This window comes from Xanthobacter aminoxidans, assembly GCF_023571765.1.
GTDB lineage: Bacteria > Pseudomonadota > Alphaproteobacteria > Rhizobiales > Xanthobacteraceae > Xanthobacter > Xanthobacter aminoxidans.
In genome coordinates this window covers 285,266-308,713 of record NZ_JAMJXC010000002.1, presented here as the reverse complement: position 1 = coordinate 308,713, position 23,448 = coordinate 285,266, and the positions used below count along the sequence as shown (strand labels likewise).

The following is a 23,448-nucleotide window of genomic DNA, read 5'->3' as shown; positions in this document are numbered from 1 at the left end:
GGGCATGACCCTGCGTCTCGCCGGCATCGACGGCTGCCGCGGCGGCTGGGTGGTCGCCCGGTGGGACGGCGCCGGCCGGCTCGATCTGATCCGGGTGGCGCGGGTGGAAGCGCTGTTCGACGCGCCGGACGCTCCCGCCATCGCCTGCGTGGACATGCCCATAGGGCTGCCCGAAACCAGCGAAGTCGGCGGGCGCGCAGCAGAGCGGGCGGTGCGCCCCCTGCTGGACAAGCGGCAATCCTCTGTCTTCTCCGTCCCGGCCCGGGCGGCTGTCATGGCCGGCCTGGGGCCGGGAGACGAGCGAGAACGCTTCGCTGCCGCCTGTGCCACGGCGCTCGCGCATTCGAGCCCGCCGCGCAAGGTCTCCATCCAGTGCTTCAACCTCTTCCCCAAGATCGCCGAGCTGGACGAACTGCTGCTGCGCCGGGCGGAGCTGCGGGACCGGCTCGTCGAATGCCACCCGGAGGTGTCGTTCCGCATCATGAACGGCGCGCCGCTCGATGTGGCGAAGAAGGTGAAGAGCCGGCCGTACCCGCCCGGTCTCGACCTGCGCATCGGCCTCCTCGCCCGCGCCGGCGTGCCAATCGATCTGCTAAATGCGAAGACCGCGGCTGCGCTGGGCGCAGGGCTCGACGATCTGGTGGATGCCTGCGCCTGCGCGGTCACCGCCAAAAGAGTGTTTGAGGGCAACGCCTTGCGCTTCCCCGATCCGCCGGAGCGCGATGCCCGTGGCCTCATGGTGGCCATCACCGCCTGAGCCGCCTTCCCTTTAAGTCGAATTCCGGTGGCCCTGCGCGCCTCGCTATGCGCAAGGGATTGTCTCCAGGACGGAATTGCCGACATGCCCGAGAACCGCATCCGCCTCTCGTCCTTGCGTGACAGGATCGTCCCGGCCGAGGAGGCCGCGGCGCTCATCGGCGACGGCATGATCGTGGGCATGAGCGGCTTCACCCGCGCCGGCGAGGCGAAGGCCGTGCCCATGGCGCTGGCCGCCCGCGCCAATGCCGCCCATGCGCGCGGCGAGCCGCTGCGCATCACCCTCATCACCGGCGCCTCGCTGGGCAACGACCTCGACAAGCAGATGGCGGAGGCCCACCTGCTCTCCCGCCGCATCCCGTTCCAGTCCGACCCGGCCCTGCGCAAGGCGATCAACGCCGGCGAGGTGATGTTCGTGGACCAGCATCTCTCCGAGACGGTCGAGCATTTGCGCACCAACCAGCTCGGCCCCATCGACGTGGCGGTGATCGAGGCGGTGGGCATCACCGCGTCCGGCGGCATCATTCCCACCACCTCGGTCGGCAATTCGGCCACCTTCGCCATCCTGGCGAAGAAGGTCATCGTCGAGATCAACCTCACCCAGCCGGCGGAGCTGGAGGGGCTGCACGACATCTACATCCCCACCCGCCGCCCGTTTCGCGAGCCGATCCCGGTGGTGACGCCGGAAAGCCGGGTGGGCCTGCCCTTCATTCCCGTCGACCCGGAGAAGATCGCCGCCATCGTGGTGACGCGGAAGCTCGATTCCGCCTCCAACGTGCTGCCGCCGGACCCCGAGACTGCCGCCATCGCCGGCCATCTCATGGAATTCCTGAAGCACGAGGTGAAGCTCGGCCGCATGACGAACCGCCTGCAGCCGCTGCAGGCCGGCATCGGCACCATCGCCAACGCGGTGATGCACGGCTTCATCGAGAGCCCGTTCTCAGACCTCACCATGTATTCCGAGGTGCTCCAGGATTCGACCTTCGACCTGTTCGACGCCGGCAAGCTGAACTTCGCGTCCGGCTCGTCCATCACCCTGTCGAAGCCGAAGTACGACCAGGTGATGCCGCGCATCACCGACTACAAGTCGCGCCTCATCCTGCGGCCGCAGGAGATTTCCAACCATCCGGAGATCATCCGCCGCCTCGGCCTCATCGGCATCAACACGGCGCTGGAATTCGACATCTACGGCAACGTCAATTCCACCCATGTGGGCGGCACCCACATGATGAACGGCATCGGCGGCTCCGGCGATTTCGCCCGCAACGCCTATCTCTCGGTGTTCGTCACCAAGTCCATCGCCAAGGGTGGCGCGCTGTCCTCGGTGGTGCCCATGGTGAGCCATGTGGACCACACCGAGCATGACGTGGACATCCTCGTCACCGAGGTGGGCCTTGCGGACCTGCGCGAGCTGGCCCCCCGCGAGCGGGCGCGCGTCGTCATCGCCAATTGCGTCCATCCGCTCTATCGCGATGCGCTGTCGGACTATTTCGAGCGGGCCACGGCGCGCGGCGGGCACACCCCGCACATCATCGAGGAGGCCCTCGCCTGGCACGTGCGGGCGCGGGAGGAGGGCACCATGCTCCCGGAAATGACACGGAAGATCGCGTGACCGCCACGGCGGCGTCACCGTGCCGCCGCTGCGAGGGGAACTAATCCGAAGCGCAGCCGTTCGTACGGTCACGAATCCGTGCTATCTCGCGACCGCGAAATTTTGCGTGCCTGCGGAGGAATGGTCCCCATGTTCCCGACGCCGAAGCCGGTCCTGACGCCCAATACCTACGCCTACGAGTCCGAGCCCATGGTGAAGCCGACCGGCTTCCGGGAGTATGACGCCCGCTGGTTGTTCCAGAAGGAAATCAACCTGATGGGTGTGCAGGCCCTCGGCATGGGCCTGGGCACGCTGATGCACGAGATGGGCGTGAAGCCCGAGATCGTCACCGGCCACGACTTCCGCTCCTATTCCTCCTCCATCAAGCTGGCGCTGGTCTCCGGCCTCATGGCGGCGGGCATCAAGGTGCACGACATCGGCCTTGCCATGTCGCCCATGGCCTATTTCGCCCAGTTCGCGCTGGACGTTCCCGCCGTGGCGATGGTCACCGCCTCGCACAACGACAATGGCTGGACCGGCGTGAAGATGGGCGTGAACCGCCCGCTCACCTTCGGACCGGATGAGATGAGCCGGCTGAAGGACATCGTTCTGTCGGCTAAGTTCGACCTGAAGGGCGGCGGCGCCTATGTGTTCGTCGAGAACTTCCCCGAGGTCTACATCAAGGACCTCACCAACCGGCCGAAGCTGAAGCACCCCATCAAGGCGGTGGTGGCCTGCGGCAACGGCACGGCCGGCGCCTTCGCCCCGAAGATCCTCGAGGCGCTGGGCGTCGAGGTGGTGCCGCTCGATACCGAGCTGGACCACACCTTCCCCAAGTACAATCCGAACCCCGAGGACATGGAGATGCTCCATGCTATGCGGGACGCGGTGCTGGAGCACAAGGCGGACGTGGCCCTCGGCTTCGACGGCGACGGCGACCGCTGCGGCGTGGTGGACAACACCGGCGAGGAGATCTTCGCCGACAAGGTGGGCGTGCTGCTCGCCCGCGACCTCGCCAAGCTTTATCCCAACTCCACCTTCGTGGTGGATGTGAAGTCCACCGGCCTGTTCGCCACCGACCCCGAGCTCATCAAGCTCGGCGTGAAGGCGGACTACTGGAAGACCGGCCATTCCTACATGAAGCGCCGGGTGAACGAGACCGGCGCGCTGGTGGGCTTCGAGAAGTCCGGCCACTACTTCTTCAACAAGCCCGTGGGCCGCGGCTATGACGACGGCCTCGTCTCCGCCATCGCCGTGCTGGACATGCTGGACCGCAACCCCGGCAAGAAGCTCTCCGAGCTGCGCGAGGCGCTGCCCAAGACCTGGTCCTCGCCCACCATGTCCCCCCATTGCGCGGACGAAGCCAAGTACGGCGTCGTCGCCAAGGTGGTGGAGCATTACGAGAAGCTGGCGGCTGAAGGCGCGACCGTTACCGGCCAGAAGATCCGCGACCTCGTGACGGTGAACGGCGTGCGCGTCACCTGCGAGGACGGCTCCTGGGGCCTGCTGCGCGCCTCCTCCAACAAGCCCGAGCTGGTGGTGGTGGTGGAAAGCCCGGTCTCCGAAGCCCGCATGCGCGAGATGTTCAAGGAGATCGACGGTGTGCTCCGCCAGCACCCCGGCATCGGCGAATACAACCAGACCATCTGAGGCGGCGCGCCGCCTCGGACATTGGGCGGCCAGGGATCAGGCGGCCGGAGCCAACGGCTTCGCCCGCTCGATCCGCGCCCGTTCCTCCGGCGAGTTCAGCGTCTGCCAGAGATCTGTGCGGCGCTGGACGTTCAGCCAGAAATCGGCGCTGTTACCGAACACCCGCGCCAGAATGAGCGCCGTCGCGGCCGTGACCGAGCGGCGCTCATTGCACAGCTCGTTGACGTGCTTCCTCGGAACGCCCATCGCCTCGGCCAGCGCCGCCTGGGTGAGGCCGAGCGGCTCCATGAATTCCTCCACGAGGATTTCGCCGACCCCTGCCGGCTTGCGCTTGGTCATCCGCATGAGTGGCCTCACCGATAGCTGTGGTCATCGAGGTAAAGATCGAAGGCTTCGCCGCTCTCGCCATCCCACCGGAAAATGAGCCTCCACCGGAGATTGACCCGGATCGAGTGCAGTCCATCGAGCGTGCCGCGCAGCTTCTCGAAATGATTGCTCGGCGGCACGCGCAGATCCTGATCGGTGGTCGCGTCGTCGATCATCTGAAGCTTTCGGAACAGCCGATCCTCGGTATCCGCCGGGATGTGGCGGGAGCGCGTGTCATCGACAAAGAACGCTTCCAGCCACGCATCGCGGAAGCTGACGATCATTTTGCCCCCCGATTTAGACCCAATGTACCACTCAATGGTACATTGGACAACTTTTCCCTCAATGCGCCGTCGCGCCCTCCTGCGCGGCGCGGGGGATGATGGCGCCGCGGTGCATGATGACCTCGGCGGCGAGGCGGTGGCCGGCCTGGGCGGCGGCTTCGGGCGTCGCGCCGGCGATGCGGGCGGCGAGATAGCCGGCATTGAAGCTGTCGCCGGCCCCCGTGGTGTCGAGGGGGGAGACGGTGCGCTCCACCGGCACCTCCAAGGTGCGCCCCTCGGCATGAACCAGCGCGCCGCCGGCCCCGTTCTTCACCACCACCTCGCTCACCCCGTAGGTGGTGATGCGCTCGATGGTGGCGGCGGGGGAGGCATCGCCCCACAGGGCGGCCTCGTCCTCGAAGGTGGGCAGCGCCATGGAGGACCGCTTCAGCGCCTCGGCGAACACGGTGCGGGCGCGGGAGAGATCGCCGCCCCAGCCGCGCGGGCGGAAATTGCCGTCGAACACCCGCCAGGCCGGCGGACCTGAGCGGCTGTCGCCGGCGCCGCCCGCCATCTCCAGCGCGGCGAGGAAGCGGCCGAGCCCCTGGTTGGAATAGAGCGACAGGGTGATGCCGGAGAAATAGACCGCGCCCGCCCCCACCAAAGCCGCCGCCACCTCCTGCCAGCCGTCCGCCTCGAACAGGGCGCGGGCGGGGGCGGTGTCGCGCCAGTAATGGAAGCTGCGCTCGCCGGCGTTGTCGGTGGTGATGAGATAGAGGCCGGGAACCTTGCCGCTGACGCGCGGGATCAGGCTCATGTCCACGCCCTCCGCCGCGCCGAGGGCGAGGATGTCGCCGGAGAAGGCGTCGTCGCCGAGCGCCGTGGCATAGGCCACGTCCACGCCGGCCCGGGCGAGATAGACGGCGGTGTTGAAGGTGTCGCCGCCGAAGGCGAGGCCGAAGCGCCCGTCGGAACCGCGGGCGAGTTCCACCATCACCTCGCCCACACAGACCACTTTCGCCACGGGTGCCTCCGTTATCGTGCCCTGCGCCGGGCGCCGGACCCTATCATAGGGAAAGGCTCAATCCACCGGCGGCGGCACCGGGTGGGTCCAGGTGCCGTCGCGCGGCGCCGGGCCAGTGGGGCCGGGCTTGGCGGCGTCGGTGGCGCCCTCGGGCTGGGGCGTGCCGTAGCGGGCGCGCAGATCGGCGGCGCGGCCGCGATTGGCGGCGATGAGGCAGAGGGAGCGCTGCTCGAAATTGCCGATGCCGCGCGGCCCCTCGAACGGCGCGACGCCCTGGCAGTCGAGATTGCGGAACAGCAGGAAGCGCGATTGCGCCTCGTCGAGCTGGGTCTTCCAGCGGGCGCGCTGGGTGCCTTGCAGGTCGGTGCGCGCCTCGATCACGGTGAAGGCGTTGGCCAGCTCCGCCTCCAGCGCCTGCTCGGAGGTGCGGGTCACGTCATAGAGGCAGCGATTGTATTGCCCGCCGGACACCTTCTCGCGCGGGCAGGAGACGACCACCTTCCAGCGCTCCGGCGTCGCCGCATCGCCGTCGGCGTGGGCAGTGGCCTGGCGCGCCTGGGACGGGCCCGGCGGCAGGTCCGCATCGGCGGGAACGGCCGGTTCCGGCTCGGGCTCCGGCAGAGCGGGGGCGACCCTGGGGGCGGGACCCTCCGGCGGCGGGCGCGTCAGCACCAGCAGCACGGGAGAGAAGGCCAGCAGCACGAGGGCGAGGGCGAGAAGCGCCCGCCGGCCCGTCCACCGCCGCGCCGCCCCCACGCCTCAGGCCACCTTGCGGTTGGCGGCGAGGAAATCGCCCATGCGGCCGAGCGCGGCGGTGATGTTCTCCCGCGAGGTGGCGTAGGAGAGGCGCAAATAGCCCTCGCCATGGACGCCGAAATCCGGCCCGCCGATCACCGCCACGCCCGCGTCCTCCAACAGGGCCGAGGCGAGCTTCTTGGCCGAAGTCCAGCCGGTGCCGGTGATGTTGGGAAAGGCGTAGAAGGCGCCCTTGGGCGTCGCGCAGGTGACGCCGGGCAGCGCGTTCAGCCCCTCCACCACCATGCGGCGGCGGGCGTCGAACTCGGCGGTCATGGCGAACACCGCATCCTGTGGACCTTCGAGGGCGGCGATACCGGCATACTGTGTCGCGGCGTTGACGCAGGACCAGCAGTTCACCGCCAGCTTGCGCACCTGGTCGTAGAGGCTCTTCGGCCAGATGGAATAGCCGAGGCGCCAGCCAGTCATGGCATAGGTCTTCGACCAGCCGTTCAGCAGGATCAGCCGGTCGCGGATCTCGGGATAGGCGAGGAGCGTGCGGTGCTCCTCCCCGTCGAACAGGAAGCGGTCGTAGATCTCGTCCGACATGAGCGCGACGTGGGGATGGGCGGCGAGGCCCTTCACCAGCTTGTCGATCTCCGCGGCAGGCGTGACGCCGCCCGTGGGGTTGGCCGGCGAATTGATGATGAGGAGCCGGGTGTTCGGCGTGATGAGGGCGAGGGTCTCCTCGGCCGAGAAGGCGAAGCCGTTCTCCTCGCGGATCGGCACCGGGATGGGCGTCGCGCCGGTGTGCTCGATCATGGAGCGGTAGATGGGAAAGCCGGGATCGGGATAGAGGATTTCCGCGCCGGGCTCGCCGAACAGGCGGATGGCCGCATACATGGTCACCTTGCCGCCGGGCACGATCATCACGAGGTTCGGGTCCACCTCGACGCCGTAGCGGCGGTTGAGATCGCCGGCCACCGCCTCGCGCAGGGGCAGGATGCCGACCGAGGGCGTGTAACCGTGCTGGCCGTCGCGCAGCGCCTTCACCGCCGCCTCGACGATGTGGGCCGGCGTCTGGAAGTCGGGCTGGCCGATGCCGAGATTGAGGATGGAGCGCCCCTCCGCCTGAAGCGCCGTGGCGCGGGCGAGGACAGCGAAGGCGTTCTCCTCGCCGATGCGGTCGAAGGCGGGATTGGTGGTGAGCATGGCCGGCAGATCCTCGGGCGCGCGGCGTCTCGCGCGCCGCGTTCAAAAAGGACGCCTTGGATAGCACCGAAGGTGCGGGGTGGGGAGTGGGGGAAAACCTGCTGCAGCGCGCAAAGCGTGGCCGTGGCCAGCATGTTACGAGGGATCGAGTGCCGAATCGCGAGGAGCCCCCATGCCCGCATCGACCGCCCGCCTGCCGTTCGAGGACACCGAGATCGCGATCGTCGGCGCCGGCATCGTCGGCCTGTCGGTCGCCCACACCCTGACGCGCCTCGGCATCTCCGTGCGCTGCTTCGATGCGGGTGCGGCGGGCGGTGCCCAGTCGGCCGGGGGCTCGCGCATCATGCGCGCGGCCTACAACGATCCCCGCATGCTCTGGCTCGCCCGCAAGGCCAGCACCGGCTGGGCGCGTTGGGAGGAGGAGGCCGGCCGACCCCTCATCGAGCGCACCGGCTCCTTTCTCATCGTCGAGCAGGCCGAGGCGGAGCTGAAGCGCCTCGCCGGGCTCGATCTGAAGGTCCGCTTCGTCTCCCCCGCCGAGCAGGAAGAGCTGCTGCCGGTGCATCGGCCCTGGGCGAAGTCGGTGATCCTGGAGGAGGAGGCCGGCACCATCCGCGCCCGCGACAGCATCGAATGGCTCGCCGCCACGCTGGGCGATGCGCTGCACGAGCAGACGCCGGTGCTGGGCCTCACCCAGCGGTCGGGCCATGTGCTGGTCTCCACCCGCAGCGCCATCTACCGCGCGCGGCGCGTGCTGGTGGCGGCGGGAATGCAGACGCCGGTGCTCTCCGGCGCCATGGGCGTGAAGGTGCCGCAGGTCTACAGCGTCCACCAGCGCCTGCTCTTTCCCATGAACGGCGATCTCGCGGCGCGGCCCATGGTGTCCTTCCGCGACAAGAGCGACCACCGCCACGGCGTGCTCTATACCTACGGCCTGCCGGCGCTGCATGACGGCCTGTTCGCCGTGGGGCTGGAGCCGAGCGACGCCGACCGCAGCGGCGGGGGCCATCCCGACCAGGTGATCGAGCACACGCTGGCGCTGGCGGCGCAGACGCTGCCTGGCCTCGACACGTCGCGCTTCACCATCGAGAGCTGCGTCTCCACCTCGCTGGAGCATCCCGACGACGGCGCGCCGTGGGAATCCGAGCGCCTCGAGGTGGTGCGGCGCGGCGCGGTGGACTTCTTCGCCGGCGGCCACCTCTTCAAGTTCGCCCCGGCTTTGGGCGAGATGCTCGCCGGCATGGTGCTGGGCGAGGAGGTGCCCGCTATGCTGCGACCGGAGTGAGGCTTCGCCCCAATAAAAATCCCCCGAAGGAAACGCCATGCAACTGCCCGAGAACCCGTTCAAGCGAGCGCTCCATGCCGGCACCCAGCAGATCGGCCTGTGGTGCGCCGTGCCCTCCAACTATGTCTCGGAGATCCTCGCCGGCGCCGGCTTCGACTGGCTGGTGCTGGACACCGAGCACGCGCCCAACGAGCTGCCCAACGTCTTCAACCAGCTTCAGTCCATGGTGGGCTACGCCACCCAGCCGGTGGTGCGGGTGCCGTGGAACGATGCGGTGACGCTGAAGCGCTTCCTCGACATCGGCACCCAGAGCTTCCTCATCCCCATGGTCCAGAATGCCGAGGAGGCCCGCGCGGCGGTGGCGGCGACGCGCTATCCGCCGGACGGCATCCGCGGCTATGCGGTGGCCTCCCGCGCCACCCGCTTCGGCCGCATCGGTGATTACTTCACCCGCTATGCCGACGAGATGTGCGTGCTGGTGCAGGTGGAGACCATGGAGGCGCTGGAGAAGGTGGAGGAGATCGCCGCCGTGCCGGGCGTGGACGGCATCTTCATCGGCCCCGGCGACCTCTCCGCCTCTATGGGCCTCTTGCACCAGCCCACCCACCCGAAGGTGGTGGAGGCCATCGAGGACGGGCTGAGGCGCATCCGGGCCGCCGGCAATCGCGGCGGCGTGCTGGTGGTGGGCGACGAGGCGCTGGCCCGCCGCTACATGGCGGCCGGCTCGGTGTTCACCGCCGTGGGGGTGGATGCCGCTTTGTTCGCCCGCAGCGCCGAGGCGCTGGCCAAGCAGTACAAGGCATAGGCGTTAGTCGCGCAGCATCCGGCGGATGACCTTGCCGGTGGTGGTCAGCGGCAGCTCGTCCACGAACTGGATCTCGCGGGGATATTCGTAGGCGGCGAGGCGCGTGCGCACGAAGTCGCGAATCTCCGCCTCCAGCTCCGGCGTGGGCTCCACGCCGGGCATCGGCACGATGACCGCCTTGACGATCTCCGTGCGCAGCGGGTCCTTCTTGCCCACGGCGGCGGCCATGGCGACGGCGGGGTGCTTCAGCAGCACGTCCTCGATCTCCGCCGGGCCGATGCGGTAGCCGGCCGAGGTGATGACGTCGTCGTCGCGGCCGAGGAAGTGGAAATAGCCCTCCTCGTCCCGCGTCGCGAGATCGCCGGTGAGGAGCCAGCCGTCCTTCACCTTGTCGGCGGTGGCCTCGGGGCGGTTCCAGTAGGTGAGGAACATCACCGGGTCCGGCGTGCGCACGGCGATCTGGCCCATCTGGCCGGGCGGCAGAATGCGCCCGTCCTCGCCCAGCACCGCCACCTCGTGGCCGGGCACCGCCTTGCCGGTGGCGCCGGCCTTGGCCACGCCCAGCGCGGCCGAGGAGCCGATGACGTAGTTGCATTCGGTCTGGCCGTAGAATTCGTTCACCGGCACGCCGAGGGCCTCGCGGCCCCACTCGAACGTCTCCGCGCCCAGCGCCTCGCCGGCCGAGCCCACCGTGCGCAGCGCGAAGCCGAACTTTTCGCGCGGGTTCTGCACCTGCCGCATCATGCGCAGCGCGGTGGGCGGGATGAAGACGTTGCGCACCTTGGCGCGCTTCATCAGAGCGAAGGCGGCTTCGGGATCGAACTTGCCGCGCGGCTGCGCCACCACAGGCACGCCCAGCGCCAGCGCCGGCAGCACGGTGTTCAGGAGCCCGCCGGCCCAGGCCCAGTCGGAGGGCGTCCACATGCGGTCGCCCGCCTGCCCGATGCCCTCATGGGTGAAGGTGACGCCGCTCACATGGGCGAACAGCACCCGGTGGCCGTGCAGCGCGCCCTTGGGCTGGCCGGTGGTGCCGGAGGTGTAGATCATCAGCGCCGGATCGTCCGGGCCGGAGGATATGGGAAGCGGGCGGTCGGAGGCCGCCTCCACCAGAGCGGAGAAGCCGACGGCGCCGTCGCGCGCGCCGTCCACATTGACCACGAGATCCAGCGCCTCGGGCCGCGCGAGCAGCTTGGCGAGGCCGGCATCGTCGGTGACGAGGGCGCGGGCGCCGGAATCCAGCAGGCGGTAGGCGATGGCATCCACGCCGAACGCGCCGGCCAGCGGCACCGCGATGGCGCCCATCTTGTAGACGGCGAGATGGGTGACGAGCACTTCCAGCGACTGGGGGAGCAGAATGGCCACCCGGTCGCCGGGCCGGATGCCGGAGGCGACGAGCGCATGGGCCAGCCGGTTGGAGAGTCGCGCCAGCGCGCCGTAGGAGACCGGGGAGAAGCCGTCGCCCGAGGGCAGGAAGAGCGCGGGACGGTCCGGATGCTGCGCCGCGATCGCATCGCAGGCGTGCACCGCCATATTATAGCGCTCCGGCACCATCCAGAGGAAAGCGCGGCGCCGGCGCTCATAGGCGCTGGAACGCTCGTATTCGCTGGAAACTGCGCCTGATCCCGATGCGCCCGTGCTGTGCGCCAGCATCCCGACCCGTGCCTTTCCGCCCCGCCCTTTTGTTGCGGTGCACGCTACAGGCTCGCGCGGCCAAGGTCCACCCGGCCGTTAGCCGGGGCAACTCGCAGCGGATTCGGGGAGGCTTAGGGACCGGCGGCCGGACGGCTCAGCGCCGGACGCCTTCTTCCTGCATGAGGGCTTCGGTGGCCGCGATGGCCCCTTCCAGCTCGGAAATCTTGCGCAGCATGCCATCGGAGGGAAGGGTGGAGCCCTTGGCTGCGGTGAGGACCAGCTCGCGCTGGGCCGCCTTGAGGCGATCGAGAAGGCTTGCGAGGTCAGCCTCGGCCTGTTGCGCCATGGTGGTATTGAACTCCGGCATCGCTCCCAGGCTGCGCCTGCGGAACGGAAACTGCAAAAACGGAAACGGCGCCGCGCTTGCGCCCGGCACCGCTGGTTGCATTGCTCTTCACCGCCGCCCGGACGAACCGGCCGGCGGCAAAGGGATCTGCGAGATCAGTCGGCGAGCTCGATGCCGCGGGCTTCGGGACCCTTGGGGCCCTGACCCACCTGCACCACCACGCGCTGGCCCTCGGCGAGGTCGCTGAGGCCGGAACGGGAGATGACGGTGACGTGCACGAACACGTCCTTGCCGCCGCCCTCAACCGCGATGAAGCCGAAGCCCTTCTCGGGGTTGTACCACTTCACGGTGCCCACGCGCTCTTCGGTGGGGCCGGTCGCAGCACGGGGGCCACCACCCGCGCGGGGGGCGCCGCCGAAGCCGCCACCACCGCCGAAACCACCGCCGCCGGCACGGTCGCCGAAGCTGCGGCGGGCCGGAGCGGCTTCCGCGGTCGAGGTATCGACTTCGAGCACTTCAGTGACCTGACGGCCCTTCTGGCCCTGGCCGACGCGCACCGACAGCTTGGAGCCGGGGGGCACGCTTTCCTGGCCGGCGGCCTCGAGGGCGCGGGCGTGCAGGAACACGTCACCCGAACCGTCGGACAGCTCGACGAAGCCGAAACCCTTCTCAGGGTTGAACCACTTCACCGTGGCGTCGATGGTCGGGCCGGAGGGGGCGGGGGCGCTGAAGCTGCTGCTGGGCGAGGAAAAAGGACGATCCCCTCCGAAGCCGCGGTCACGCGGCGGCGCAAAGTCGTCATCAAAGCCACGGCGGCGCGGCTCTCGGAAGTCTCGGTTACGGCTCATGTGTATTTCCGTTGAGGTCAGTCGCCAATTTTGGCTTAGGGCCATCCACCACTGCCGGACAATGATGCGTTTCTTCGTGCCACACTTTAACTTGCACGCTTCGGGCGTATTAAATTCCGCCTTCGCACAACGCCTGTTCCAGCCACCCGCGTCTCGCCTCGCAGCCTATATGACAGGTCGGAAAACATGCCCACGCACTCGGGCGCACGGCTCCGACCAACATCCAGACTAACACATCTCTCCCGCTTTGGTACATGAATGTTGGGCGATGGCGCGGCGAGATTGTTGCGCAGCATCTCGCGCGGGGGTCCCGGCTGGCCGGACCCGCCCGTTCGGCAGGTGATGGGCGCCCCCGGCGGCGACGCGAAGACTTCTAGTTCGATTGTACCTCGTTCTATTTTGCGGCGGTGCATCTATTCATGGGTACTCAAGTGGGCGCCCCATTGGCCGTTCCCGCGCCTGCCCTTCAGGAGGCCGCCATGGCCGAAGCCGCCGAATCCCGATCCCCCGGCCGTGAGGCCGCACCGGCCCCGCACGGCCATGGCGCGGCGGTGGCCTACCAGACGCCGCTGGCGGATGTGCCGGTCTTCCCCGGGACGCTGGACCTGCTGGAGACACGCCGCTCCCTGCCGTTGCGGGCGCTGCTCGACCCCGGCCCGACGCCGCAGGAGCTGGACCGCATGCTCGCCATCGCCGCGCGGGTGCCGGACCATGGCCGGCTGGTGCCGTGGCGCTTCATCGTCATCGAGGGGGCGGCGCGCGAAGCGGCCGGGGCGCGGCTCGATGCGCTCTATGCCGCGCAGAATCCGGGCCTCGCGCCGGACAAGGCGCGCATGTGGCGGGATTATCTGATGCGGGCGCCGGTGACCGTGGTGGTGGTGAGCCGGGCGGACCCGGCCGCCAAGATCCCCGAGCTGAACCAGATTCTCTCCGCCGGTGCGGCCGCGATGAATCTGGTGGTGGCGGCGACGGCGCTGGGCTTTTCCGCGCTGTGGCTGCTGAAATGGCCGGGGCGTGACCCTGCGGCGGCGGCGCTGCTGGGGGTCGGGGCGGGGGAGAAGGTGGCCGGCTTCATCCATATCGGCCGACCGGCGACGCGTCCGGACGACCGCCCGCGCCCGGCGCTCGCAGACGTGGTGACGCGCTGGCAGCCGTGAGGCGGCTCAGTTCAGCGACATCTCCACCGCATGGGCGCGGCGGAAGTACTTCACCGAGATATAGAGGGCGGCGAGGCTGAACAACGCCATCAGGGCGTATTCGCCGATGTCGCCGAGGTGCATCAGGCCGGCCAGGGCCCAGCCGGCGGCGATGGCGGTGGCAATGGCCTGGGTGGCAACCAGCGTCGTGGCGCTCACCACGGTGAACAGGCTGCCGCCCCCCGTCTTGCCCAAACCCGCCATTCCAGTCTCCCGATACCGTCCGGCGCGATCACGCCAAACCGCGCGGCGGGCGTCGGACACTGGAGTCTTTCGCCGGCCGCTGCTCTATAAGGGGCGGAAACTGCGCTGGGCGCGGCGCCGGGTCAAGTCCGCCGATCCCGTCCGCACGCCTGTCCTCCCTCCCGTCCTGCCCCCGAGGAGCCTCATGCTGGCCGCTGAAGAGTATGAAAGCACCCACGCCGCCCGCGGCATCGTTGCCGCGCCCCATCACCTGGCCGCCGCGGCGGGGCAGGAGGTGCTGGCCGAAGGCGGCAACGCCGTCGAGGCCATGATAGCGGCGGCGGCGGCCATCGCCGTGGTCTATCCGCATATGAACCATGTGGGCGGCGACGGCTTCTGGCTCATCCGCGAGCCCTCCGGGCGGGTGCGCTACATCGAGGCGTGCGGCTTCGCCGGCAGCCTCGCCACCATCGCCCGCTACCACGACCTCGGCTTCGAGACGATCCCCACCCGCGGCCCGAACGCCGCCGTCACCGTGCCCGGCGCGGTGGGGGGCTGGGCGCTGGCGCTGGATGCGGCGCGAGGCCATGGCGGGCGGATGACCCTGCGCCGGCTGCTGGAGCCGGCCATCCGCTTCGCCCGCGAGGGCGTGCCGGTGACGCGCTCCCAGACGCGGCTGACCCGCGAGAAGCGGGCGGAACTGGAGAATGCTCCGGGCTTCGCCGAGGTGTTTCTGCCCGGCGGCGAAGTGCCGGAGGAGGGCACGCTGCAGCGCCAGCCGCGCCTCGCCGATACGCTGGACCACCTCGCCGCCGCCGGCCTCGCCGATTTCTATCGCGGCGACGTGGGCCGCGAGATGGCGTCGGATCTCGAGCGCATCGGCAGCCCCGTCACCCGCGCCGATCTCGAGCGCTACAGCGCCCGCGAGCGCCCGCCGCTGGAGATGAAGATCGGCGGCGCCCGCCTGTTCAACGCCCCGCCGCCGACCCAGGGCCTCGCGTCCCTCCTCATCCTCGGCCTGTTCGACCAGCTCAAGGTGGCGCGGGCGGAGACGTTCGAGCACATCCATGGGCTGGTGGAAGCCACCAAGCGCGCGTTTCTGGTGCGCCAGCAGGTGGTGTGCGATCCCGAGCACCTGCCACACGATCCCGCCGCCTTCCTCGATCCCAAGGCGCTGGCGCAGCGGGCGGCGAAGATTGACATGGGGCGGGCGCTGGCCTGGCCGCACGAGGCGAAGCCCGGCGATACCATCTGGATGGGCACGGCCGACGCCTCGGGGCTGGCGGTGTCCTACATCCAGTCCATCTATTTCGAATTCGGCTCGGGCTGCGTGCTGCCGTCCACCGGCGTGCTGATGCAGAACCGCGGTTGCAGCTTCGTGCTCGACCCGAAGGCGCTCAATCCGCTGCTGCCGGGCCGTCGCCCCTTCCACACCCTCAACCCCGCCCTCGCCGAACTCGCCGACGGGCGCATCCTCGCCTACGGCACCATGGGCGGGGAGGGGCAGCCGCAGACGCAGGCGGCGGTGTTCACCCGCCACGCGCTGTTCGGCGTGCCGCTGGGCGAGGCCATCGCCCGGCCGCGTTGGCTCCTGGGCCGCACCTGGGGTGACCAGGAGACCAACCTGAAGCTCGAATCCCGCTTCGACGGCAATCTCGTGGATCGCCTGCTGTCGGTGGGGCACGAGCTGGTGGTGCTGCCGGAAGCCTACTCCGACACCATGGGCCATGCCGGCGGCGTGGTGATCCACCCCAGCGGACAGCTCGAAGGCGCCCACGATCCGCGCGCGGATGGCGGGGCGGCGGGCGTCTGACGGCTTGAGCTTGACGCCCGGCGCGGCGCGCGCCGACCATGCCGCCAACACCAACACTGGGGGGCGGCGCCAATGACCGGGCAGGGCAGGATCGGGCAGGGCGTGATCGGACGGCGGTCCGTCGTGAAGGGCATGGCCGGGCTCGGCCTGGCGGCGCTGGCCGCCGGCCGTGCCCGTGCGGCGGGCGAGCAGTCATCCACCGGCGAGCCGCCCACCCACGGCCCCATCCAGCTCACCTCCGAGCGGGTGCTGGGGCAGAGCGCCATCCCCGTCTACCGCTACCGGGTGGTGAAGGTGTATCCGCATGACACCTCCTCCTATACGGAGGGTTTCGTGCTGGAGGGCGGCACCATCTATGAGGGCACCGGCCTCTACGGCCGCTCGCGGCTGATCGCGTGGGATCTCAAGAGCGGGCAGGTGCTGCGGGAGCGGGCGCTGGACCCCAACGTCTTCGGCGAAGGCGTGACCGTGATGGGCGAGCGCATCTACCAGCTCACCTATCTGGACAACCACGCCTACGTCTACGACCGCAAGACGTTCGAGCGGATCGGCGCCTTCCGCTACGCTGAGCAGGGGTGGGGGATGACCCATGACGGCACCCACCTCATCACCAGCAACGGCTCGTCCTCCATCGTCTTCCGCGATCCCGCCACCTTCGAGCGGGTGCGCACCCTCTTCGTCTCCGACGCGGTGGCGCCGCTGGGCTTCCTGAACGAGCTGGAATATGCGGACGGCAAGCTCTACGCCAATGTCTGGCAGAGCCATTTCATCGCCATCATCGATCCGGCGGACGGCAGGATGCTCGGCTGGATCGACCTGTCGGGCCTCAATCCCGATCCGGCGAAGCTGGTCTATCCCTATGTGCTGAACGGCATCGCCTTCGATCCCGCCACCGGCCATCTGCTCGTCACCGGCAAGTGCTGGCCCCATGTGTGGGAAATCGCGCTGGAACCGCGCTGAGGCCGGGCCGAGCTGGCCCCGACATCAATCTGGCCCCGACATGAATCCGGCTGCCGTCCGGGGAAGACGACAGCCGGGGAGCTTCGGCCGCGCCGGCGGGAGACCCCGCCGCGCCGCACGGGTCACAGCCCGACGCAGATCGCGCCGCTGCTGGGTCTTGGCGTCACGTTGACCTCCTTGCTCGGTGCCGCGCGCGCAGCCCGGCCTCCGCGCCCGCAGGTGCAGACGCGCCGGACCCCGGCGGGGCTTTCTTGATCTTGTTTGGGATGTTGCCGATCGCGGACGTGAGGGAGCATGAAACGTCTCCATGCCGGCGCCCCCGCCTGCTCAGCGCTGCCATCATAGCGTGCCGGAAGGCCGCGTACACCCCGGCGGGGCTGCCGCGCGAAAACTTGATCCGGCCGCCGCGGCGCTGCCGCCCGGGCAAAAAAGAACCCGGCTTGAGGCCGGGTGTGTCGTTCCAAAAAAGAACCCGGCTTGAGGCCGGGTGCGTCATTCCAAAAAAGAACCCGGCTTGACGCCGGGTTCCTGTCGCTCGCCGTGTAAAACTGGACCCAGAACGCCAGATGCTGGACGCTCAGGCGGCCTCTTCGGCTTCCATGTCCTGGTCGATGTCGGCTTCCTCGGCCACCTTGGCGGCGCCGCGGCGCGGACCCTTGAGGAGGTTCTGCTCGATGAGCTTCACCGCCTCGGTCTCGGTGATGTTCTGCACGGCCGACAGCTCGCGGGCCATGCGGTCAAGGGCGGCCTCATAGAGCTGGCGCTCGGAATAGGACTGCTCGGGCTGGGCCTCGGAGCGGTAGAGGTCGCGCACCACCTCGGAGATGGCGACGAGGTCGCCGGAATTGATCTTCGCTTCGTATTCCTGCGCGCGGCGGCTCCACATGGTGCGCTTGACGCGGGCGCGGCCCTGCAGGGTCTCGAGCGACTTCTCGACGATGTTGGTCTCGGAAAGCTTGCGCATGCCGACGCTGGCGATCTTGGCGAGGGGCACCCGCAGCGTCATCTTGTCCTTTTCAAACGAGATCACGAAGAGTTCGAGCTTGAAACCGGCGACTTCCTGTTCCTCGATGGCCATGATACGGCCAACACCATGGGACGGGTAAACAATGTGCTCGCCCGTCTTGAAGCCGAGACGGGCCTGCGCGTTCTTCTTTGCCGACATGCTCTTGACACTCCTGATCCGGCCCTGGAAAACCGGGGCCGAACCTGTTGGTGCGCCGGCCGGCCGGTCCGGTCCCGGCAACGGCGCGCACCTTCAGCTGCGGATATGGGTCGCGGCCGGAACGCCCGCCACCCCGCTCTGCCAGACGATACACAGACAGCCTTTGCGCCGCGCCGCAGGAAGACGGCCGGCACCTATTCTCGCCCCTTTGTTCCCGAGAATGCGCCCTGGAATATGCGCGAACACATTGCGGACGCGATGTGGCTGGATGTGGAAGCAATCGACTGTAAAGTCACGTATATCACATTTTTTGTCGGAATCAAAGCGCGTGTGTCGCCAACCTTACCTTGGCCGGCGGCAGGCGGCGACTTGGGGCACGACTGGAGGTCTGCTGGGCGCCGACTTGCGAGGCGTTGTGCGGCGCCGCTTTGCGCAGCGTCGTGACAGGGTCATATAAGCATTTCTTTATATCCTTATTGCCCGTCCGGACCCGCCATGCTAAAGGGCGCGCCATGACCGGCGGCCCGGACCGTGCCGCCCCGAGCCGATCTCAAGCGGAGCGATCCATGAGCAACGATTACGTGGTGAAGGACATCAACCTCGCGGACTGGGGCCGCAAGGAACTGGACATCGCCGAGATCGAGATGCCCGGCCTCATGGCCACCCGCGCCGAATACGGTCCCTCGCAGCCGCTCAAGGGCGCCCGCATCGCCGGCTCGCTGCACATGACCATCCAGACCGGCGTGCTCATCGAGACGCTGAAGGCGCTCGGCGCCGACGTGCGCTGGGCCTCGTGCAACATCTACTCCACCCAGGACCATGCCGCGGCCGCCATCGCCGCCGCCGGCACCCCCGTCTTCGCCATCAAGGGCGAGCCGCTGGAGGAGTACTGGGAGTACACCCACCGCATCTTCGAGTGGGCGGACGGCGGCACCCCCAACATGATCCTCGACGACGGCGGCGACGCGACGCTGCTCGTCCACCTCGGCAAGCGCGCGGAAGAGGGCGACACCGCCTTCCTCGACGGCGCCACCAACGAGGAGGAGGAAGTCCTCTTCGCCGCCATCAAGCGCCGCCTGAAGCACAAGCACGGCTGGTACTCGCAGCTCGCCAAGAACATCCAGGGCGTGACGGAAGAGACCACCACGGGCGTGCATCGCCTCTACGAGATGCAGAAGAAGGGCACGCTGCTGTGGCCCGCCATCAACGTGAACGACAGCGTCACCAAGTCGAAGTTCGACAACCTGTACGGCTGCCGTGAATCGCTGGTGGACGGCATCCGCCGCGGCACCGACGTGATGATGGCCGGCAAGGTGGCCATGGTCGCGGGCTTCGGCGACGTGGGCAAGGGCTCGGCCGCCTCGCTGCGCAATGCCGGCTGCCGCGTGATGGTCTCCGAGGTCGATCCCATCTGCGCCCTGCAGGCCGCCATGGAGGGCTATGAGGTCACCACCATGGAGGATGCCGCCACGCGCGCCGACATCTTCGTGACCGCCACCGGCAATCTGGACGTGATCACCGTGGACCACATGCGGGCCATGAAGGACCGCGCCATCGTCTGCAACATCGGCCACTTCGACAGCGAGATCCAGGTGGCCGGCCTCAAGAACCTGAAGTGGCACAACGTGAAGCCGCAGGTGGACGAGGTCGAGTTCGCCGACGGCAAGCGCATCATCCTCCTGTCCGAGGGGCGCCTCGTGAACCTCGGCAACGCCACCGGCCATCCGAGCTTCGTGATGTCGGCGTCGTTCACCAACCAGACGCTGGCGCAGATCGAGCTGTTCACCAAGCCCGGCCAGTACGACAAGAAGGTCTACACCCTGCCGAAGTCGCTGGACGAGAAGGTGGCGGCGCTGCACCTCGACAAGATCGGCGTGAAGCTCACCAAGCTCACCGATCAGCAGTCGGCCTATATCGGCGTGGCGCAGAAGGGCCCGTTCAAGCCCGAGCACTACCGCTACTGATTGCGCGACGGAGCGCGGCGCGCCGCGTCTGTCCTGATGTTCGAGAACGCCGGCCCTCAGGCCGGCGTTCTGCGTTTGGGGGCCTCGCGCGGGGTCCGTGTGGCACCGCATTGTGTTCACCTGCGAACGGGGATAGGTGTTGGGAACCCGCAACGCGCGGGAAGCCGGTTCCGCGATCGCCATGCGGCGGGGTGTCGGAACGGATCGATCCGGGGCATACCGCGCTCCGGGGCGAAGGCTTCCGGCGCCGAGCGGGGGCGGGTTCGGGCCTCGGGACGACCGGGGCGGAGACCTGCAGCGGGGCATGTGCGGGGGCTGGTTGCGGGGGCTTGGCCTTGGACGGTTACGTGCGACGCTCGCGAGGCGCCTTCCTGCGCGATGCATCCGGTTGCGATGCGCATTCTCCCGCCGGCCGGAGCGCCGGTCGCGGTTCGTCACGCTCACCCCTGACGTTCGCGCCCGGCTGAGAGGCAGCCGCCCTTCATGTCCACGAGCTTTTCCCGCGACCGTTCGCGCACCCTGCCGTTCGCTGCGGAGATCGGCGCCCTCGGCGTCGTCTTCGGCGACATCGGCACCAGCCCCCTCTACGCCCTCAAGCAGGGCGTGCTGGCGGTGGGCGGCACCAATTTCATCGGCGCCGACGTGCTCGGCCTGCTCTCCCTCATCACCTGGAGCATCATCCTCTCCGTCACGGTGAAGTACGTCTTCCTCGTGCTCAGGGCGGACAACGACGGCGAAGGCGGCATCCTCGCCCTCGTGACGCTGCTCGATCTCCATCGCAGCGCCATCGGCCTCAGATGGTATTTGCTTGCAGCCGGCCTCCTCGGTGCCGCCATGCTCATCGGCGACGGCGTGCTCACGCCGGCCATGTCGGTGCTCTCCGCCATCGAGGGCCTGCAGGTCATCGCGCCGGAGCTGGAGCACTGGGTGGTGGCGCTCACCTGCCTCGTGCTCGCGGCCATCTTCTTCTCCCAGCGCCTCGGCACCGAGCGCATCGCCTCCTTCTTCGGCCCGGTGATGCTGCTGTGGTTCGGCTCGCTGGCGGCGCTCGGCATCTACGGCATCCTCCAGGCGCCGCAGGTGATCGCGGGCCTCGATCCGCGCCACGGCATCATGCTGATGGTCCAGCATCCGGGCCTTGCCGGCGTCATCCTCGGCGCCTGCTTCCTGGCGGTGACGGGCGGCGAGGCGCTTTATGCGGACCTCGGGCATTTCGGCCGGCCGGTGATCGCGCGGGCCTGGCTGTTCGTGGCCATGCCGGCGCTGCTGCTCAACTATTTCGGGCAGGGCGCCATCCTGCTGGTGGACCCGAGCGCGGTCCGAAATCCCTTCTACGACCTCTGCCCCGACATGTTCGACATTCCGCTGCTGTTCCTCGCGACGGCGGCGACCGTGATCGCCTCGCAATCCATCATCACCGGCGTGTTCTCGCTGGCGAAGCAGGCCATCGAGCTGGGCTATCTGCCGCCCATGCGCATCCGCTACACCTCGGAGCACAACGAGCAGCACATCTATGTGGGCCGGCTGAACTGGCTGCTGATGATCGCCTGCATCGCCGTGGTGCTGGGCTTCGAGGCGTCGGACCGGCTGGCGTCGGCCTACGGCATCGCGGTGGCGTTCGCCATGGTGACGACCTCCATCCTGTTCATCGCCCAGGTGAAGCGGGCGTGGGGCTGGCCCTCGTTCGCGGTGTGGGCCATGGCGGCGGGCCTGCTGACGGTGGATTTCGCCTTCGCCTCCGCCAACATGACCAAGATCCACGACGGCGGCTGGCTGCCGCTCTCCATCGCGGCGGTCATCATCTTCGTGATGGTCAGCTGGCGCCGCGGCCTCGAGGCGGTGGTGGCCCAGCAGGTGCGCTTTACCGAGCCTTTGGACAATTTCGTCGCCCGCAAGGACCGGGTGAACGATGTGGAGGCACCGCGCACTGCCATCTTTCTGTCTCGTGCAGGTGCGATGACGCCCGTGGCGCTTTCCCGGATGGCAGACCTGCTGAAGGTCCGGTTCGAGAAGGCGGTTATCGTCTCGGTCTGGATCGCCGCCCGCCCCAGGGTGTCGGTGGAAGACCGGGTCAAGGTGACCACCCTCAATGAGGGGTTCGTGCGGGTCGATCTGCGCTTCGGCTACATGCAGCAGATCGACGTGCCGTCTGTGCTGGGTCCGGCGCTGAGCGCGCGGGGCATCGATCCGGACGCGGCGATCTACGTGATCGGCCACGAGCGGATCATCCCGCCTGACGAGGTCATCAAGCTGAGGGACGTGGTCGCCCACGTCTTCGCGTTCCTCGCGCGCAATGCCGAGCGTTCGGTGGACCGGTTCGGCCTGCCGCGTGCCCGGACGGTGGAGATCGGCTATCCGGTGAAGCTCTGAGCATCCGCTCCGGCACCGGCGGCCAGTCCGATCCCAGCCTTAGGCAGGGCTTACAGTGTATCACGAACCGCAAGACGGCCTGGCTTCGAACGATGCTCCGCAAAAAAAGGCTCCCCATAGGGCAGGGGAGCAAACTACAACAGGGGCGTCCGAGGTCGTCGCGGGCGGGGGGAACGGTGACGATATGGGTACGCGCACTCTGGCGGTGAGAGTATCGACGTTCTTCAAGGAGCGGGTGGGTCTGCATGGCCTCGGCTTCATCCTGAGCCTGATCGTGATCGCCTTCGCGGCGACCGTGCTCTACCGGATGCTGCACAACCTCAAGTGGTCGGATGTGCTCGACGCCCTGCGCGAGAAGAACCCGCGCGACGTCGCCATCGCCTTCTTCCTGGTGGCCGGTGCCTATCTGACGCTCACCTTCTATGACTGGTTCGCCCTGCGCACCATCGGCAAGGACCACGTGCCCTATCGCATCGCGGCGCTGTGCGGCTTCTGCTCCTATTCGGTGGGGCACAATGTGGGCTTCACCGTCTTCACCGGCGGCTCGGTGCGCTACCGCATCTATTCGGCCTGGGGGCTCGGCGCCATCGACGTTGCGAAGATCTGCTTCGTGGCCGGCCTCACCTTCTGGCTCGGCAACATCGCCGTGCTCGGCCTCGGCATCACGCTGCACCCCGAGGCGGCCACCGCCGTGGACCAGCTGCCGCCCTTCATCAACCGGCTCATCGGCGTCGCGGCCCTGAGCGCGCTGGTGGCCTACATCACCTGGGTGTCGCTGGCGCCGCGCACCATCGGCCGCTCCACCTGGTTCGTCACGCTGCCGCGCGGCCGCACCACGCTGCTGCAGGTGGGCATCGGCATCCTCGACCTCAGCCTGTGCGCCGCCGCCATGTACATGCTGATGCCGGCCTCGCCCTATATCGACCCCATCAGCCTGTCGGTCATCTTCGTCACCGCCACCCTGCTGGGCTTCGCCAGCCACGCGCCGGGCGGGCTCGGGGTGTTCGATGCGGCGCTCCTCGTCGCCCTGCCGCAGTTCGACAAGGCGGAGCTTCTCGGCGCGCTGCTGGTGTTCCGGCTGTTCTACTACATCGTGCCCTTCGCCTTCGCCTTGACCCTGCTCGGCGCCCGTGAGCTGAGCCTGCGCATTGCCGGCAAGGAGCAGGCGGCGGCCGAGAAGGCCGAGGCCAAGGCCCGCGCGGCGGCGTCAAAAACGCCGGCGGAATAGGCTTCAGCGGAACACGGCTCCGGCGCGACGTCGGCGGAGCGGGAAACGCCGGAGCG

The 23,448-nt window shown here is 68.6% G+C and carries 21 protein-coding genes; 11 read left to right on the top strand and 10 right to left on the bottom strand.

Features of this window, described 5'->3' with window-relative positions:
• Nucleotides 1–4: 4 nt before the first annotated feature.
• From EJ105_RS04215 to EJ105_RS04205, 3 genes are all read left to right on the top strand, one after another.
• Nucleotides 5–757 carry a DUF429 domain-containing protein gene (locus tag EJ105_RS04215; protein ID WP_250165408.1) on the top strand — a complete coding sequence of 251 codons (753 nt, stop codon included), beginning with the start codon at nt 5–7 and terminating at the stop codon, nt 755–757.
• An 84-nt stretch (nt 758–841) separates the two neighbouring features.
• A complete protein-coding gene (gene scpC, locus EJ105_RS04210; RefSeq protein WP_250165407.1) occupies nt 842–2,368 on the top strand; it encodes a succinyl-CoA:acetate CoA-transferase ScpC in 1,527 nt (508 codons plus the stop codon).
• Nucleotides 2,369–2,497: 129 nt separating this feature from the next.
• Nucleotides 2,498–3,997 carry a phosphomannomutase/phosphoglucomutase gene (locus EJ105_RS04205; protein WP_250165406.1) on the top strand — a complete coding sequence of 500 codons (1,500 nt, stop codon included), beginning with the start codon at nt 2,498–2,500 and terminating at the stop codon, nt 3,995–3,997.
• Nucleotides 3,998–4,033: 36 nt separating this feature from the next.
• Here EJ105_RS04205 and EJ105_RS04200 read toward each other — a convergent pair whose 3' ends face one another.
• From EJ105_RS04200 to EJ105_RS04180, 5 genes are read right to left on the bottom strand one after another with little or no spacing between them, the layout of a single operon-like run.
• A complete protein-coding gene (locus tag EJ105_RS04200) occupies nt 4,034–4,342 on the bottom strand; it encodes a HigA family addiction module antitoxin (protein WP_250165405.1) in 309 nt (102 codons plus the stop codon).
• An 8-nt stretch (nt 4,343–4,350) separates the two neighbouring features.
• Entirely contained in the window at nt 4,351–4,647 is a 297-nt protein-coding gene (locus EJ105_RS04195) for a type II toxin-antitoxin system RelE/ParE family toxin (RefSeq protein ID WP_250165404.1), read from the bottom strand.
• A gap of 58 nt (nt 4,648–4,705) precedes the next feature.
• The gene (locus tag EJ105_RS04190) at nt 4,706–5,650 is read right to left on the bottom strand and encodes a sugar kinase (protein WP_250165403.1); all 945 of its coding nucleotides are present in this window, start codon (nt 5,648–5,650) and stop codon (nt 4,706–4,708) included.
• A gap of 57 nt (nt 5,651–5,707) precedes the next feature.
• Complete coding sequence (locus EJ105_RS04185; protein ID WP_250165402.1) at nt 5,708–6,406, bottom strand: lysozyme inhibitor LprI family protein; 699 nt, start codon at nt 6,404–6,406, stop codon at nt 5,708–5,710.
• Between the two features lie 3 nt (nt 6,407–6,409).
• Entirely contained in the window at nt 6,410–7,597 is a 1,188-nt protein-coding gene (locus EJ105_RS04180; protein ID WP_250165401.1) for a pyridoxal phosphate-dependent aminotransferase, read from the bottom strand.
• Between the two features lie 172 nt (nt 7,598–7,769).
• Here EJ105_RS04180 and EJ105_RS04175 point away from each other — a divergent pair, with 172 nt between their 5' ends.
• Together EJ105_RS04175 and EJ105_RS04170 are read left to right on the top strand one after the other, a co-directional pair.
• A complete protein-coding gene (locus tag EJ105_RS04175; protein ID WP_250165400.1) occupies nt 7,770–8,882 on the top strand; it encodes an NAD(P)/FAD-dependent oxidoreductase in 1,113 nt (370 codons plus the stop codon).
• Between the two features lie 37 nt (nt 8,883–8,919).
• Nucleotides 8,920–9,687 carry an aldolase/citrate lyase family protein gene (locus EJ105_RS04170; protein ID WP_250165399.1) on the top strand — a complete coding sequence of 256 codons (768 nt, stop codon included), beginning with the start codon at nt 8,920–8,922 and terminating at the stop codon, nt 9,685–9,687.
• 3 nt (nt 9,688–9,690) lie between these two features.
• On the opposite strand, the gene EJ105_RS04165 is transcribed toward EJ105_RS04170, so the two are convergent.
• The 3 genes from EJ105_RS04165 to EJ105_RS27745 all read right to left on the bottom strand — a co-directional run bounded on the left by EJ105_RS04165 (nt 9,691) and on the right by EJ105_RS27745 (nt 12,513).
• Nucleotides 9,691–11,238 (bottom strand): AMP-binding protein, encoded by a 1,548-nt coding sequence (locus EJ105_RS04165; RefSeq protein WP_394041580.1) that lies wholly within the window; start codon nt 11,236–11,238, stop codon nt 9,691–9,693.
• Between the two features lie 235 nt (nt 11,239–11,473).
• Nucleotides 11,474–11,686 carry a hypothetical protein gene (locus EJ105_RS04160; protein WP_024276694.1) on the bottom strand — a complete coding sequence of 71 codons (213 nt, stop codon included), beginning with the start codon at nt 11,684–11,686 and terminating at the stop codon, nt 11,474–11,476.
• A gap of 134 nt (nt 11,687–11,820) precedes the next feature.
• Complete coding sequence (locus tag EJ105_RS27745) at nt 11,821–12,513, bottom strand: cold-shock protein (protein ID WP_029556186.1); 693 nt, start codon at nt 12,511–12,513, stop codon at nt 11,821–11,823.
• A gap of 479 nt (nt 12,514–12,992) precedes the next feature.
• Here EJ105_RS27745 and EJ105_RS04145 point away from each other — a divergent pair, with 479 nt between their 5' ends.
• Nucleotides 12,993–13,670 carry a nitroreductase family protein gene (locus EJ105_RS04145; protein ID WP_250165397.1) on the top strand — a complete coding sequence of 226 codons (678 nt, stop codon included), beginning with the start codon at nt 12,993–12,995 and terminating at the stop codon, nt 13,668–13,670.
• A gap of 6 nt (nt 13,671–13,676) precedes the next feature.
• Here the strand turns inward: EJ105_RS04145 and EJ105_RS04140 are convergent, their stop codons facing one another.
• On the bottom strand, nt 13,677–13,913 hold the full coding sequence (locus EJ105_RS04140; RefSeq protein WP_250165396.1) for a hypothetical protein: 237 nt from the start codon (nt 13,911–13,913) through the stop codon (nt 13,677–13,679).
• A 184-nt stretch (nt 13,914–14,097) separates the two neighbouring features.
• On the opposite strand from EJ105_RS04140, the gene EJ105_RS04135 reads away from it, so the two are divergent.
• Nucleotides 14,098–15,705 carry a gamma-glutamyltransferase family protein gene (locus EJ105_RS04135; protein WP_250165395.1) on the top strand — a complete coding sequence of 536 codons (1,608 nt, stop codon included), beginning with the start codon at nt 14,098–14,100 and terminating at the stop codon, nt 15,703–15,705.
• Nucleotides 15,706–15,777: 72 nt separating this feature from the next.
• Nucleotides 15,778–16,665, top strand: coding sequence for a glutaminyl-peptide cyclotransferase (locus tag EJ105_RS04130; RefSeq protein ID WP_250165394.1), 888 nt, complete (start codon nt 15,778–15,780; stop codon nt 16,663–16,665).
• A 577-nt stretch (nt 16,666–17,242) separates the two neighbouring features.
• On the opposite strand, the gene EJ105_RS04125 is transcribed toward EJ105_RS04130, so the two are convergent.
• Nucleotides 17,243–17,830, bottom strand: a complete 588-nt coding sequence (locus EJ105_RS04125; RefSeq protein WP_024276699.1) for a CarD family transcriptional regulator — start codon at nt 17,828–17,830, stop codon at nt 17,243–17,245.
• Between the two features lie 566 nt (nt 17,831–18,396).
• On the opposite strand from EJ105_RS04125, the gene ahcY reads away from it, so the two are divergent.
• From ahcY to EJ105_RS04110, 3 genes are all read left to right on the top strand, one after another.
• Nucleotides 18,397–19,794: an adenosylhomocysteinase gene (gene ahcY, locus EJ105_RS04120; protein WP_250165393.1), complete on the top strand. Its 1,398-nt coding sequence runs from the start codon at nt 18,397–18,399 to the stop codon at nt 19,792–19,794.
• 483 nt (nt 19,795–20,277) lie between these two features.
• On the top strand, nt 20,278–22,164 hold the full coding sequence (locus tag EJ105_RS04115; protein WP_029556180.1) for a potassium transporter Kup: 1,887 nt from the start codon (nt 20,278–20,280) through the stop codon (nt 22,162–22,164).
• Between the two features lie 184 nt (nt 22,165–22,348).
• Nucleotides 22,349–23,392: a lysylphosphatidylglycerol synthase domain-containing protein gene (locus EJ105_RS04110; RefSeq protein ID WP_250165392.1), complete on the top strand. Its 1,044-nt coding sequence runs from the start codon at nt 22,349–22,351 to the stop codon at nt 23,390–23,392.
• Nucleotides 23,393–23,448 lie beyond the last annotated feature (56 nt).